At 58.4% G+C, this 14,410-nt stretch carries 9 protein-coding genes; 5 read left to right on the top strand and 4 right to left on the bottom strand.

The genetic code is table 11. The features are described from left to right. Positions 1 to 35: 35 nt before the first annotated feature. Positions 36 to 3,569, top strand: coding sequence for a helicase-related protein (locus tag ACOGJC_RS13250; RefSeq protein ID WP_419845469.1), 3,534 nt, complete (start codon positions 36 to 38; stop codon positions 3,567 to 3,569). A 12-nt stretch (positions 3,570 to 3,581) separates the two neighbouring features. Here the strand turns inward: ACOGJC_RS13250 and ACOGJC_RS13245 are convergent, their stop codons facing one another. Then, the gene (locus ACOGJC_RS13245; protein WP_419845468.1) at positions 3,582 to 3,845 is read right to left on the bottom strand and encodes a hypothetical protein; all 264 of its coding nucleotides are present in this window, start codon (positions 3,843 to 3,845) and stop codon (positions 3,582 to 3,584) included. A gap of 749 nt (positions 3,846 to 4,594) precedes the next feature. Then, positions 4,595 to 5,494: a DUF4238 domain-containing protein gene (locus tag ACOGJC_RS13240; RefSeq protein WP_419845467.1), complete on the bottom strand. Its 900-nt coding sequence runs from the start codon at positions 5,492 to 5,494 to the stop codon at positions 4,595 to 4,597. 243 nt (positions 5,495 to 5,737) lie between these two features. On the opposite strand from ACOGJC_RS13240, the gene ACOGJC_RS13235 reads away from it, so the two are divergent. From ACOGJC_RS13235 to ACOGJC_RS13225, 3 genes are all read left to right on the top strand, one after another. Next, complete coding sequence (locus ACOGJC_RS13235) at positions 5,738 to 8,503, top strand: DUF1156 domain-containing protein (RefSeq protein WP_419845466.1); 2,766 nt, start codon at positions 5,738 to 5,740, stop codon at positions 8,501 to 8,503. A gap of 119 nt (positions 8,504 to 8,622) precedes the next feature. Further along, complete coding sequence (locus tag ACOGJC_RS13230; protein WP_419845465.1) at positions 8,623 to 10,143, top strand: protein kinase domain-containing protein; 1,521 nt, start codon at positions 8,623 to 8,625, stop codon at positions 10,141 to 10,143. Between the two features lie 1,445 nt (positions 10,144 to 11,588). After that, the gene (locus tag ACOGJC_RS13225) at positions 11,589 to 12,287 is read left to right on the top strand and encodes a hypothetical protein (RefSeq protein ID WP_419845464.1); all 699 of its coding nucleotides are present in this window, start codon (positions 11,589 to 11,591) and stop codon (positions 12,285 to 12,287) included. A 90-nt stretch (positions 12,288 to 12,377) separates the two neighbouring features. On the opposite strand, the gene ACOGJC_RS13220 is transcribed toward ACOGJC_RS13225, so the two are convergent. Together ACOGJC_RS13220 and ACOGJC_RS13215 are read right to left on the bottom strand one after the other, a co-directional pair. Continuing rightward, positions 12,378 to 12,947, bottom strand: a complete 570-nt coding sequence (locus ACOGJC_RS13220) for a hypothetical protein (protein ID WP_419845463.1) — start codon at positions 12,945 to 12,947, stop codon at positions 12,378 to 12,380. Continuing rightward, on the bottom strand, positions 12,925 to 13,122 hold the full coding sequence (locus ACOGJC_RS13215; protein ID WP_419845462.1) for a hypothetical protein: 198 nt from the start codon (positions 13,120 to 13,122) through the stop codon (positions 12,925 to 12,927). Before ACOGJC_RS13215 ends, ACOGJC_RS13220 begins: the two co-directional genes overlap by 23 nt. 426 nt (positions 13,123 to 13,548) lie before the next feature. On the opposite strand from ACOGJC_RS13215, the gene ACOGJC_RS13210 reads away from it, so the two are divergent. After that, the gene (locus tag ACOGJC_RS13210) at positions 13,549 to 14,361 is read left to right on the top strand and encodes a metallophosphoesterase family protein (RefSeq protein ID WP_419845461.1); all 813 of its coding nucleotides are present in this window, start codon (positions 13,549 to 13,551) and stop codon (positions 14,359 to 14,361) included. The last annotated feature ends 49 nt before the right edge of the window (positions 14,362 to 14,410 follow it).

The following is a 14,410-nucleotide window of genomic DNA, read 5'->3' as shown; positions in this document are numbered from 1 at the left end:
CCCCAAAAGAGACGTAGGGCTACGCTCGCCAGTCGATGGGCCGGTTGGAAGATCTCACCAAGGGCGCACGAGTCACAGGCGTCGCCCCAATTGGGGTGGTCACGGTGATCGACGCCGAGTGGATCGGCTCGGATGCGGTGAATCTCACCTACGAAGACGACAGCGGCAACGTCCGGCGAGAGATCGTCTACCGAGCGAAGGAACAGGAACTCTCCCTCGAAGGCGACGGCCGACCTTGGTCTTTCGACGCCGATCCTGAGCTGTTCACCCTGGTGGCCGAAGCCAAACGGATCAGTTTGGCCCACCTGTTCGACCCCTATCTGGCCACCTACACCAGCGACGTCGACCCGCTCCCCCATCAGATCGAGGCGGTCTATACGGAAATGCTCCCCCGCCGCCCGCTCAGATTCTTACTGGCCGACGACCCCGGCGCGGGCAAGACCATCATGGCTGGACTGTTAATAAAGGAGCTGATCGTTCGGGGAGACCTAGACCGGTGCCTCATCGTGGTCCCCGGCGGGTTAGCCGAACAGTGGCAAGACGAGCTGGGCGAGAAGTTTGGCCTCGAGTTCGAGCTGTTTACCCGAGCCATGGTGGAGGACTCCCGCTCGGGCAATCCTCTGGCTGAACGCCCCCGGCTGATCGCCCGTCTCGACATGCTGGCCCGAGACGAAGACCTCCAGGCCCAGCTCGACCGCACCGACTGGGATCTCGTGGTGGTGGACGAGGCTCACAAGATGTCGGCCACCTATCGGGGCGACGACGTCGAGCAGACCAAGCGCTACAAGCTCGGCCGACGCCTGGAGGCCGTGGCCCGCCACTTCCTGTTGATGACGGCCACGCCGCATAACGGCAAGCCCGAGGACTTCCAGTTGTTCATGGCGCTGTTGGACGGGGACATGTTCGCCGGCAAGTACCGCCGGGGCGCCCACAGCGACAAGCCGGCCAAAGACCTGATGCGCCGCCGCATCAAAGAAGACCTGCTCCGCTTCGACGGCACCCGACTGTTCCCCGAGCGGGAGGCCACCACCGCCAAGTACACGCTGAGTCCGGCCGAACTCGACTTGTACGAGCACGTCACCGAGTACGTCCGCAACGGGATGAACCGGGCGGAGCAGCTCCGAAAGGAAGGCCAGGGCCGTCGCTCGGCTGTGGTCGGCTTTGCCCTCACCATCTTGCAGCGGCGACTGGCGTCATCACCTCGGGCCATCCTCCGATCTCTGGAACGACGACGCGAGCGCCTCTCAGCCCGTTTGGCCGAGGCTGAACAGGCCAGGGACGAGCCAACCCCAAGCACCAAAGACGACATCGAGATGCTGGGTGAGGTTCCAGAGGGCTACCGCCCATCGGACTTCGACGATTTTGACCCCGATGAGCTGTTGGCCAGCGAGACCGAGGAGTTCGAAGACCAGATCCAGGTGGAGGCCACGCCCGCCCGCACCATCGCCGAGCTGAAGGCCGAGATCAGCGACCTCGACGGCCTCGTCCAACGAGCCCAGGTCGTCTACCAACGAGGCGACGACCGCAAATGGGACGAGCTAGCCAGACTCCTGCAAGGCACCCCCGAAATGCTCGACAACAACGGTCGCATCAAGAAGCTGATCATCTTCACCGAACACCGGGACACACTCGACTATCTGGTCGAGAGGCTTGGCCGCCTACGGGGCCGAACCGACGAGGTAGTCGCCATCCACGGCGGAGTTCGCCGCGAGGAGCGGCGCCGGGTGCAGGATCAGTTCACCCAAGACGACCAGGTACGCATCTTGGTGGCCACCGATGCCGCCGGCGAGGGCCTCAATCTCCAGCGAGCCCACCTTATGGTGAACTACGACCTGCCCTGGAATCCCAACCGAATCGAGCAGCGGTTCGGGCGCATCCACCGTATCGGCCAGACCGAGGTGTGCCGACTGTGGAACATGGTGGCCGAGGACACCCGAGAAGGCCAGGTGTTCGAGCGGCTGCTGGAGAAGCTGGACGAACAGCGGGGCGCCTTGGGCGGGAAGGTGTTCGACGTGCTGGGAGAAGCCTTCTCCGACAAATCGCTGCGAGAGCTGCTCATCGAGGCGATCACCGCCGAAGAGCCCGCCATCCAACAACTCCGTATGACCGCGGTGATCGACGCCACGGTAGGAGACCGGATGAGGGAGCTGATCGAAGAGCAGTCCCTTCTGTCTGATGTGCTGAGCGATGCTCGAATCGACGGCATACGCGACCAGATGGAGCGGGCCCAAGCCATGCGCTTGCAACCCAGCTTCATCCGCCGGTTCTTCTTCGGGGCGTTCGGCCTGCTCAATGGAAAGGTCACCAGGCGAGAGGCGAGTCGCTGCCAAATCTCCCGAGTGCCGCCATCCTTGCGGAACTGGGACACTGCCCAGGGCCGCGGCCGGCTGTTAGCCAGCTACGAGCGAATCTGCTTCGAGCGGGAGCAGATCACTGTTCCCGGTCGGCCCATGGCCGATCTGGTATCGCCCGGCCATCCCCTGCTCGACGCCACCATCGGCGCTCTGTTGGAACGCCACGGCTCGCTGCTCCAGCAAGGCAGCATCCTCATCGACCCCGATTCCACCAGCGAGCAGCCCAAAGTGCTCGTGCTTCTGGAACACGAGATCGTCGACGGTACTGCCGTCGACGGCGGCCAGCGCCGAGTGGTGTCCAAGCAATTCGAATACGTGGAGATCACCGAGGACGGGGAGATCGCCGACGCCGGTGAGCACCCCTACTTGGACTGCCGCTCCCCAGAGCCCGACGAACTCGAATTAGTGGCCCCGCTGGCCACCGCCGACTGGGTACGGGACACGCTCACCACCAAGGCCCTCAACCACGCCATCTCCCGCAACGTCCCCCAACATCTCGCGGAAGTTGAGGCCCGAATCCACTCCCAGGTTGACCGAACCCTGGATGCTGTGCGACAGCGCCTCAATGAAGAGATCAAACACTGGGATGCCCGAGTCCTGCGACTCAAGAACGACGAGCTGGCCGGCAAGCCCAACGCCCGCATCAACTCGGCCAAGGCCCGTCAGCGGGCCGAAGAAGCCGAAGAACGCCTAGACCGACGAGAAGAAGAACTGGCCCGCCAGCGCAAGCTCTCACCCTTAGCTCCCCGAATAGTCGGAGCAGCCTTCATCGTTCCCGAGCGGCTGTTGGCCACCCTTGCCGGCACCCCACCCCCCTCCTACGCCATCGACACCACCCGTTCAGACCGTCTAGCCATCGACGCCGTACTCGCCGCCGAACGATCTCTAGGCCGAGACCCCGTAGAGATGCCCCACAACAACAAGGGCTTCGACATCGAGACCCGCAACCACGACGGCCACATCCTCACCATCGAAGTCAAGGGCCGAGTCGCGGGGGCCACCGACTTCTCCATCACCCCATCCGAGATCCTGTGCGCCCTAAACAAAGCCGACCGACACATCCTCGCCCTCGTCGAAGTCGCCGACGACGACACCACCCAAGTCCGGTACCTCTACGACCCCTTCACCAACCGAGAACCCGAACCCAGCCCCGCCGAACACAAGCGCACCCTCGACTGGCAGACCTACTGGCAGCTTGCTGGGCCGCCTTGGTGACTCTCCACACCATCAGCAATTGGCACCCCACTCCAGACAGCTCTGGTTGTTCAGTTCAAACTGATCGTGGAGGTCACTGCTCGTCCATTCCGCAATGGGCATCATGTTCGTCAGCAGCGCCATGGCGAACACCCCCAACACCAACACGCCGATAGCGCGTGGCGCCGAGCAAGTCTCCTTATAGGTCTTCCAGGCGATGCGGAGCGTGACCCCTGATAGCGCCGCGATCATCCAGGCCCGCACGTCGACGATAACGTTGGTCAGCATTTCAATCATGGTTCTCTCCTTCTGTCCTGCATCCCGCCATCTCCCATGGCGAGCGCAGCCCGACCGATCTGGCCAAACAAGAAGGAGTGTCCCAAATGATCGGGTCGCGGAGGGTCGGAACCTCATCGACTCAGGGTCGCAAATGGTCGAATCCTCTGACTGGGGATGGTCGGAAACCGCTGACCTGGGAAAATGTGCCCAGTATCTTGGACCATCCAGAAACTGTCACTCATGCTGGGTAGATTGCCTGAGCAATGTTCTGGTACAGAATCCGTTCAAATCTCTCAATTGTGATTTCCGCGTTCCTCATCGTCATCGTGCTCTTGTGGCCTGGACTCATTTCGGCCCTGCTCAGTATCTGGGCGCTCGCCATTGGCGTCCTAGCCACTCTCCTAATCGGCCTATACCTGGGTCTGCCAGAACTCCTCAGGAACATTGTTGATGAATTGATCGACCACGGGAGTAAACCCAGGAGAGCTGGGCGCTATCACTACAGCAGGAGAAGCCACAGGAGCCGTAGCTACCGGCGTGGACGGAAGAACAGGTCTAGGAGGCGTTACCGGTATTGAGTTTCCACTTCCACAACACTTGACGAATCCTCTCCACCCACGGCTGCCTCACCCCGACATGAAGAGGGGGACACTACTACCTCCATCCGCTAAGCCAAGCTGCCTCAATCAAGGGTCCAGTAAACGCAGGAAGGTCATTATCGACCACGACTGGCTAGTTGTTCCAACAGCCTTCAGTTACATCGACGACTAGACACTTTTGCTATTGGCCCCTGAGACCCACTCGGAAAAGTTTGGGATCACACCGCCCGGGTGCTCTCTGGGGTGATGGGCAACGAACCTGACTGCAGATTCCCAAGTCAAATGGTTGATCCATTCCACAAGCGATGGAGTTACTGTGACATGCGATTCTTGTTTGGCCGTCAGCGCAGCACAAATGTAACGACCTAGTGGCATCAACAAGAGATCAGAGTCACCAATCGCAAGTTGATCTCCAGGTCCCGTTCTCTTTGTTGTTCTACAATGATTAACTAACGGTGAATCACAGAACGAAAAACCAGATTGTCCTTTCATCGGTCTAATTAGTTGAACATAAAAAGGTTCAAAGATCTCAAGTGATCGGTTGTATATGTGTTGCATACTGCCGACTTGACTTAAATTTGAGTCCACGAGGATTTCACCTCCCACCAAAGCTAGATCTCGTAGTTCTCCTTCCATGGGCATTCTGCCACGTTCCCTAAAGAACATCTCTTGTAGTAGCTCGTCAGATTCTGTATCCTTGGCGTATTGATCTATGATTTCTGGCTCCAACCGAGGAGCGGCATCTCGGATTGACTCACTTCGAGCAAAGTGCAGTGCCGCAATTGCCTTGATAGCTTCAATAGCCTCACCATCGAGATTGGCATCAGCTTCTGTCACTCGACGCATATCTCGAATAGCCATATTCTCAATGCGGCCCCACTCTTTGTCTAAGTCATCTCGAATTCGTCCAGATCTATCAGTAAATGAGCTATGTGATCTAGAAACAAATGCGTGTCTAATTCCAACTTCCTTTCGGGTCCGGTTGTGCTTGTCGATCAAAACGATACGTTCACCCTCAGAAAAACCTCTTTGATAGCCCCGCGCCACATAATGCTGATGTCTTGCCATAACCATATTCTTACTTCATTAGATTCTCAGGTGGTTCCATTCTAGGAGGCACAGTTCAGGAGTTCTATTGAGATTTTCGGCAACTTGCCAAGCAAAGCCGTATTTCACAATCCACCTGCTGTACGTCACTGACCTTGCTTGCATGCGCTCCTGATCCCTTACGGAACTCAACTGCCCACAGCCTGAAAGATGCCTTCGAACAAATGCGACAGGTTCACATCGAGAGGGTAGGGTCCGCCCCCAGTGGAGTACCGGCGGAAGCTGATCGAGGTGACGTTGCCGTTGGAAGCCATCAATGCGGCGTCCGCTCGAGAGAAGTCCATCCGCCACGGACACCCATCCACGCTGCACCTCTGGTGGGCGCGGAGGCCACTGGCAGCATGTCGGGCGGTGTTGTTCGCATCGCTGGTGGACGATCCATCAGCTCGGCCTGACTTGTTCCCCACCGAAGCGGCCCAGCACGACGAGCGTGAGCGCCTGTCCAACCTCATCGAGCAACTGGTGCAGTGGGAAAACAGCAACGACGCCGAGCTACTGGCCGAGGCCCAAGCTGAGATCGCCAAGTCTTGCGACGGCCAGCTTCCCGCTGTGCTCGACCCCTTCGCTGGAGGCGGTTCCATCCCCCTTGAGGCTCAGCGGCTGGGATTGGAAGCCCACGCAAGTGACCTTAACCCAGTAGCCGTGCTCATCAACAAAGCTCTTATAGAGATCCCACCCCGCTTCGCTGGCAAGCGCCCGGTCCATCCCGACCCTCAGCGAACTTCCACCGCGGGCTCGTGGCCTGGAGCATCGGGTCTCGCTGCCGACATCCGCTACTACGGACAGTGGATTTGCGATCAGGCTGAAGCCCGCATCGGCCACCTCTACCCCAAGATCAACCTCCCTGCTGAGCACGGAGGCGGCCAAGCGACCGTCATCGCTTGGCTCTGGACCCGTACCGTTGTCTGTCCCAATCCGGCCTGCGGGGCAACCATGCCGCTGGCGTCAAGCTGGTGGCTGTCCAAGAAGAAGAGCCGGCAGGCCTGGGTCGAGCCCGTGGTAGTGAACGGCCAAGTCCGATACGAGATCGGCACCGGAAGTGGCGGGCCGCCCGACCCGCCCAAAATCGGTCGAGCCAAGTTCCGCTGTATCTGTTGCGAAGAAGCCTGCCCGGACGGCTACGTCAAAGCCGAGGGCGCTGCTGGCCGCATAGGTGCCCAACTCATGGCCATCGTCGCTGAAGGCACGCGCCAGCGGGTCTACCTGGCTCCCGACGAAGCTCACGAACAAACCGCAAAAGTCTCACCCCCCGACAATCCCCCCACCGGCAACCTGCCCGATGAAGCACTTGGGTTCCGAATACAGCGATATGGAATGACCGAATGGGCCCACCTGTTCACCAATCGCCAGCTCACCGCCCTCTGCACCTTCTCTGACCTTATTTCCGAAGCTCGCGAAAAAGCCCGGGCCGATGCCATAACCGCCGGTCTACCCGACGACTCTACCCCCCTCCGCGACGGCGGCAGCGGTGCCCAAGCCTATGCCGAAGCCGTATCGGTGTACCTGAGTTTTGCAATCGACCGAACCGCTATGGCGGGAAACTCACTTTGTCGATGGAACCCAGTTGGCGAGAAAGCTCAGCACTTCTACGGCAGACAGGCCATTCCCATGATTTGGGATTTCGCCGAGACAAACCCTATGTGTACTTCAACAGGAAGTCTCGAAACTTCATTCTTCATAGCTTCTGATGCTCTTGAAGCAACCTCTCGCACTCCTGTAATTGCCGGAAATTCTACGCAACTTGATGCTGCCTCTGTAAAGCTCAAAGCTTCTATTGTATCGACTGATCCTCCCTATTACGACAATATCGGCTATGCCGACCTTTCTGACTTCTTCTATGTCATCCTACGCCGATTACTTGGACCAGTATTCCCCGGGGTTTGTTCTACGCTTCTCACTCCTAAGACGCAGGAGTTAATCGCTGCCCCCTATAGACACGAAGGCAGTAAAACCGAAGCTGAATTTTTTTTCGAGAGCGGCCTTCGCAAAGTCTTTGTGCGGCTTTCCAGTGTTCAAGATACACGGTTTCCGCTCACAGTCTGGTATGCATTCAAGCAGGCTGAAACCAATGACGGAGTAACTGCATCCACAGGATGGGAAACCATGCTGGAAGGGCTGTTGGAAGCTGGACTCACCATCACAGGAACTTGGCCAGTTCGCAGCGAAAAACCGACTCGTATGCGTTCCTTGGACAGCAACGCTCTGGCCTCATCCATTGTGCTGGTGTGCCGGCCTCGGCCTGATGACGCCACACTCACGTCTCGGCGCAACTTCCTCAACGAACTCACCGCCGAACTCCCCGACAAACTACGGGTGATGCGCCAAGGCAACATCGCCCCGGTCGACTTGGCCCAAGCTGCTCTCGGCCCGGGTATGGAGATATTTTCCCGCTACGCCAAGGTGGTCGAAGCCGATGGGACCTCCATGACCGTGCGGGCTGCACTAGCCGCCATCAATCAAGTGCTGGACGAGACCCTAGAAGGGGCCGACGCTGAACTCGACGCTGACACCCGCTGGGCCGTCACCTGGTTCGCCGAGCACGGCCATGAACCTGGCGACTACGGGAGAGCCGAACAGCTCTCCAAGTCTCGCAACACCGCTGTCGCTGGTCTTGTCGACGCCGGGATCATCGAATCCGGGGGCGGCAAAGTCCGCCTGCTGTCTCGCGACGAACTCGACCCCGACTGGGACCCCACTGCCGATACCCGCCTAACCACTTGGGAAGTTACCCATCATCTAATCCGCCGCCTCGAAGCCGACGGCGAACAGCCCACTGGCGACCTCCTCCGTCAAGTCGGCGGCCTCGCCGAACCCGCCCGCGAACTCGCCTACCGCCTCTACCACACCTGTGAGCGCAAGAACTGGGCCTCCGACGCCCTCGCCTACAACAGCCTCGTCTCCGCCTGGCCCGAACTCACCCGCCTAGCCAACAAACCCCCCACCGGCCAAGGCGACCTCGGCTTCTCCTGATCCAAGGGAGTAGCTTCTTCGAGTCGCCTTGCGTAGGCAGTGTCAGCAGGCTCGGTAGAATACGAGGTAGGCACCGTTGATCAGACGCTTCCCCTGGCCCGCGGTGGCTTCGATGAAAGTTGGATTTCGGAGCGATTGAGGAAATGAGAAGAGACCAAGTTGTTCAACTGTCGCGTGAATGGCGAATTGGTGAGGAGATCGACAAGGGCGGCTTTGGCCGGGTGCATGAGGCTACGGACGGGCAAATTGAAGCTGCGGCCAAGTTCGTGCCCAAGGCACCTGGCGCGGATCGCGACCTCCTAGCCGAGGAGCTCAGCGACGTTCCAAACGTTGTCCCCATCCTGGACAGCGGCGAGTTCGAAGACAATTACGTCATCGTGATGCCAAGGGCGGAATGCTCGCTGAGAGACTTCATGGCAAGCACGGACTTCGACCGCGAAAAACTCGTGATTGAAGTGCTCCAGAACATCTCAGAGTGCCTCGCCGCGTTGGACGAGCAGGTGGTCCACCGCGACATCAAGCCCGGGAACATCCTTTGGCTCGACGACAGGTGGTGCCTGACGGATTTTGGGATTGCGAGATACGCGGAGGCTACGACCGCGCCCTATACACGGAAGTACGCGATGTCTCCACCATATGCAAGCCCCGAACGGTGGCGAAGTGAACGGGCTACCAATGCATCCGACGTTTACTCGCTCGGCATCGTCGCCTACGAAATCGCGGCCGGACATCCACCGTTCAATGATCCCGACCCAGTCGATCCCTCGGGGTACTACCGGGAACAACATCTGCATGCGCCCATCCCACCGGTCGAGCATGTACCGCAGCGAATTGGAGCCTTGATTGAGGAGTGCCTCTACAAGGCCGCTGATGCAAGGCCAAGCGCTGCAAATTTATTGGCCCGACTCGACCGGCTGCCTCAACAGCCCTCCTCGCCTGGGTTCAAGGCACTGCAAGAGGCACATCACTCAGAAGTGACCAGGCGAGCAGAAGTCGCCCGTCAGGATTCCGAACGCATGACAGAAGCGGAGCGACGCCAGCAACTAGCCAAGTCCGCAGAAATGGCATACGACCGGATCATCGATGAGATTGTGACCACATTCACTGGCTCTGCATCAGCAATTGAACTAGAACATATGCCCAGAGCCAAGATATTGCGCCTTGGAAAGGCTGAGTTGGTCCTATCAGTCCCTCAAGCCGTTTCAGATGCTGCATGGAACTGGCAAGACTCCCTTTTTGATGTCATGACCGTGGCTACGATCTGGCTCGAACAGTCTGATGGCCTAAACGACTACGAAGGCCGTAGCCACTCCCTTTGGTACTGCGATGCTCAAGAGAATATGGAATATGCGTGGTTTGAGACAGCCTTTATGCGAATGTTCAGCAATCGCAGGCCCATTAGCCAGGTTGGGCATGGCGATCCCTTCGCCCTAGAGCCAGGTGAAAGAGCCGCATTAGCGCTCTCACCGGGGATTTCTGGAATCCAAGCTGCTTGGCCATTCAATCGGATGGCTCCAGGAGACCTTGACGAGTTCGCAGACCGTTGGGCAAATTGGTTCGCACAAGCCTCAGAAGGACGGCTCTCACACCCATCATCCATGCCTGAACGCGATCCCCGTGGCTCCTGGCGAAGGGGATAGAACCGAAATGAGCTCTTGGCTTACGATTTTCGGCCCTCAATCGGAGCCGGTACCGGACCTTCGATGTCAGCGTCTTCGACAGCTCCCTTTCAATTTGACCCTAACCACCCTGCGTGTCCAACAGTCCCCTACTAACCAGGCTGCTTCCTCGCGGTCGATTAGCTACCCGTCACTAATGCAAATGCCACGCCACAACGCTGTAGTGACAAACCAAGTGATTGCCCAACACATTTTGCCTGCACTCGGACTTGGGTGCGAATAAGTCATGTCTGACATGATCCTAAGTGAAGTTCGAGATCATCGACAGAGGCAAGAGCAACAACGCGACAGATATTCAAGTTCATCCTTGCAGATTTCTGTAGGTCTATCCGCACTAATCGTTTCCACTGTGTTCTTGTCGTCGCAAATTATCGATTCGAATAAGGTATTACCTAAAGAATACGCCATTACGTTCTTGGTTTCAATTGGTACCGCATTGATTGTCATAGGATGCGCAGCTTGCATTCACTTCAGAATTATAAAATGGAATTATGGGCCAGATACTAACCAGTTGAAGTCACTATTGTTAAGCCTAACCAATAATTGCCAAAAGACAATTCGAATAATAGGCTATCATGAACAAGCAATCAAGCAGAACGCCGGTCTACTAAAAGGTATGAGAGTTTACTTCATCATCTTGATGTTCTCAACCATTTTTAGCATCGGATGCGCCCTCCTCGCAGGAACAATATTGCTGGCGACAAATTAACTCTTAGCAAACTGAGGTTCCTTCACTGTGTTTTCCAGGCAGTACGGGGCAACCAAACAGGGGCTTCCGCTGGCAATATCATTTGATGAGCAACGTCTGTATGTTTTTGAATAATCGAGATCTAGCTTCCATTTCGCTCTTGGGCTTTCTGGCAATAGCTGTAGTCGTTGCTATGGACCGCCAAGGCCGCGGCTCACTAAGGGAGAACATTCAGGGGATGCTGCGGTCATTTGCATCCCGAAAGCTCCTGATGCTTGGGGCGTTGTACGTAGGCGGGATCGCGGCCTCATGGTTTGTGGCACGAAGAATTGGCTTGTGGCGGCCTGGATTGTGGAAACCGTTTGGCGTCTGGTGTGCTACGACTGGACTCGCGTTGCTCAGACACGTGAGGGCCACTGGCACACAAAAGCGATTGTGGAAGCAAGCGGCCAGCACAGTGTCCATCCCGGCGTTGCTCAGCTACATCGCAGATTTTGAGCCGTTCCCCCTATGGGTTGAGGTTCCTGGGCAGATAATGGTCTTTTGCCTGGCAGTTGCCTTGGTTGCCCGAGAAGCTGGGGTGAACAGGACGGGTGATGGCAGGTCGGCATCAACATGCCTCATTGCGTGGGGTCTGGCTGCCGCTGGTTGGGGCCTGGGCCATCTAATCGCAAATTGGAGTAACCACGATCACGGCCTTGTCTGGCGAGAGTTCCTAATGCCGGCGTGGCTGACCCCTGCCGCCTTGCTGATGATCTACGTGCTATCCGTGATTGTCGCTGTCGAACTCTTGGCAGTCCGGGTGTCCCTCTTTGCCGATGACAATCGGTGGAAGCAGAAGCTGGCGGTAGTCCTGCGAACCAGCGGACGGCCCAGCCGCATCGACCCTCTCATCCCTTGGGGGCATGTGATCGGGCGAGCCGACGGCTTCCGAGAAGCCTGGCGGGAAACAAAATGGGTAGAAGAACGGATCCGGCAGGATGCCGCGGCTGATCAAGCCGAGCAGCAGAGACTGGCAGAGAACACAGGAGTCGAGGGCACAGACGCAGAGGGACAACAGCTCGATCGACGGGAATTTCAAGAAACTCGGGATTTGCTAAGGCAGTTGGCCTCCAACCAGATGGGGCACTACAACAAGAACGGCAGATACGGGGAAGGGCCCGCCGCGACCTTCGACCACTTTGCTCGTCAGCATGGTCTGCCCACCCCGGCCGGGATCGCCTTGCACGTAACGGGCAACGGTCAGGGGTGGTACGCGGTACGCCAGACCATCACTGGACACTGGTTCGCCATCGGAGCCAACACCGGAACCCCCGACCAGTGGCTATACGACGGCGACAGCCCGCCCACCAGCTTTCCTTGCGAAGAGGAGTGGGATCAATGGGCGCCAGATTCCAATTCGCCAAACTGGGATTGATGCTGCAACTCATCCTTTGAGTTCTTGGGCTCAGCATCAGATATCTGCACCTGAGAGCGGCCCGAATCCGACCGACCTGAACTCACCCGGCTATTTCTCGGGCTGGGTCCGGTAGATATGCGATGTGGGGGCACCCCAAGTCGCTTCTTGAGCGACTCGCTTTTTGATTCGCGAGACAGTGTCTTCCCACTCATCATTTAGGGGTATTGCGCCGCGCTCATGGGCGAAGATCAAGACGTCTTCGACAAGCACCCGACCTGAGGGGATGTGCATTCCTCCTCGATTCCGACCAGAGCCCGCAAGACGGGGATGAATATGCGGAAACCAGACTTTCGAACCGTCATCCGGGTGCCAGTGGAACTCAACAGCCAAGTCTCCATCCAGCCAAAAGGTGTGCACATAGCCAACTGTCGACACTCTCCAGCTATCGGAGCCCTGACTGCCTGTTTGAAGGATCCTGTAGCTGATCGAGCAGGTAATCTCGATCTGGCGGTCGGTTGCATTGAGCGACAAGGGCTTGCCGTGATTTACCGTGAGAACCCCGATTTCTCCGGGTTGCTGCGTATTGCCAGTGACGCGGGTGTGCGCGAAACAGTCGATTGCGTCCTGGATCGACTGTCGGAACGGGCGAAACGCGTCAGCTGGCGTGCGGCCAGCCATTTGGTCTCAAGATGGCGACCTGCATCACTCCTGGCTCGTCACTGCCCGAGTACTCACCGCTATCCCACCGCCGTGCGAACTCTGAACCATCCACATTCAAGAGCCGGCGAGCCGCGTCGTCGAATATCTCCCACTGCTCTTCATCGGAGATCAGTTCAAAGCTCACGCCAGCCATCGCCTTGCTCCCTTAGCTCACTTCGGCCTCGGTCGAGAATTGTACCGACACCTCTCGTACGTTCGAGGGTGGAACATAAAAAAAATTTATCTTTGATGTCGAATAGGCTGACGACCCTACTGGCCTTGACACAAGGGCCCGGCCAGCAGGAACCACCGCAGACGAACCCACAAGACTCAGATGACCTGCCCCTTAACGAGCTGACCCGACAGAACGGCACCACTAGAATCGAAAGGGCCGAGGGCAGTAGCCCGAGGAAGTGGAGCCCGGTACCTCTCCGGACGGTGAGTGGCCGGGCTCTTGCGCGCCAAGGCCGACTGCGGACTAGCAGAAGCCCAAGAACGTAAGAAGGCCTCTGGGTCCATAAACCACCGCCCGCTACGGACGTCGGGCTGGTACGAATGGGAGCGAGATGGAGGAGTTGAAATGACTGCCCATATCCTGCCCTGCCCCAAGTCGCCGCGGGTTGCTTTGGTTGGCGACACGCATGCCAATGCGATTTGGACGGGGCGCGTCATCGAGGAGTTGGCGGCTGAGGGGGTGGACATGGTTGTCCAGCTTGGGGATTTCGGGTGGTGGCCGCAGACGGGATTTGCCAAGAAGGTCTCAAATACTGCGGCCGTCGCTGGGATCACGGTCTGCTTCATCGACGGGAACCACGAAAACCATGAGCACCTCCGCTTCCACACCCGGCTCCGCAATCCCGGTGGCAAGCCGACCGATCCGGTGGAGATGTACCCCTGTCTGTGGTATCTGCCTCGGGGCTGCTCGTGGGAGTGGCACGGAGTTCGGTTCCTGGCGCTCGGCGGGGCGTTCAGCATCGACCATGCAGTCCGCACGCCGGGCCACGACTGGTTCCCTGTCGAAGAGGTGCCCTCGACAACCGAGGCCGAGCGGGCCATCGCCGGCGGACCCGCCGACGTGCTGCTGAGCCACGACTTTCCCGCTCTCGGCTACCTCCTGACCGGCCGGGCCATCCCCGAAGCCGATGAGCGGGCCTCCCGCCAGGTGCAGCATCTTCTAGCCAAGGTGGTCGAAGCCATCGAGCCCAAGCTCGTCGTCCACGGCCACTGGCACTACCCCTACGACATCGTGCGCCATGGCATCACCGTCAAGGGCCTCGACTGCGACGGCACCGACCAGGCCGTCACCGTTCTCAGCCTGGACACCCTCGCCACCAAGGACTGGCGGCTGCCCGTCAGGCGGCAGGAGGCAAATCGGGTGGATTTAGCCCGCTAAGCGACTACTATTGAGAACGCCGAGGGCAGTAGCCCGAGGAAGTAGGCCC

It is taken from the genome of Candidatus Poriferisocius sp., from assembly GCF_965204015.1.
Taxonomy (GTDB): Bacteria; Actinomycetota; Acidimicrobiia; order Acidimicrobiales; family Bin134; genus Poriferisocius.
Note: the sequence above shows the minus strand (reverse complement) of the source record. Positions and strands in the feature narration are given on the sequence as shown.